The organism is Streptococcus sp. GMD3S (genome assembly GCF_000298695.2).
Taxonomy (GTDB): Bacteria; Bacillota; Bacilli; order Lactobacillales; family Streptococcaceae; genus Streptococcus.
Map to the genome: position 1 here is coordinate 1 of NZ_AJRC02000067.1, position 711 is coordinate 711.

General features: G+C 45.0%; 1 protein-coding gene. It reads left to right on the forward strand.

Annotated features, from left to right (window positions below):
- On the forward strand, nt 1-471 hold a 471-nt coding region (locus tag GMD3S_RS0210180; protein ID WP_025173018.1), incomplete at its 5' end, for an ATP-binding cassette domain-containing protein.
- Between the last annotated feature and the right edge of the window lie 240 nt (nt 472-711).

Sequence of the window (711 nt, forward strand, 5' to 3'; positions counted from 1 at the left end):
GACACGATTACGAGGCGGGCTTTAGAGGCTCTAAAAAGAGTTGGCTTGGATGATAAAACAGATGAAAGTCCGTATGACCTGTCATTGTCGGAACGCAAGCTGTTGAGCGTTGCCACAGTTTTGGCAGTGGATCCGGCGATTTATTTATTTGATGAGCCGATGATGTCGCTTGATTGGGAAAGCCGGCGCAAGTTGACCGCAATTTTCCATCAGTTGGCTGATTCGGGCCACCAAGTTGTGACCATCACCCATGACATGGATTGGGTTGCCGCCGAGTTTGAGTCGGTGTATGTTATGGAACACGGGAAGTTTGGCTTCGCCGGCAGTCCACGGGAATTGTTCAGCAATCACGAACTTGTCCAGCGAGTGGGATTACTACCACCGCGGATTATGGACATAGCGGAGTCGCTGGGTGATTCACAGACATATTTATCGGTTAATGATTATTGCCAGAAAAATCGAGATGTATAGAAAAAGTCACCTCTGCGGGTTTTCCAGGTTGAAGGATTAACTTCAGCTTCTGGCAAGAACTCACATGGGTGACTTTTGTGTTTAATAACGTTTCATGATCATCGGGTGCTTCCTCAGATCACTCGGTTTGATTTTACTTTGTTTCATGGTCATAATCATATACCATTTCTTTTGGATTTTTTGTTTGACTAATACAAAATAGGTCTTCATAGGTCTTCGCATTTTTAGCGCCCATTAGGA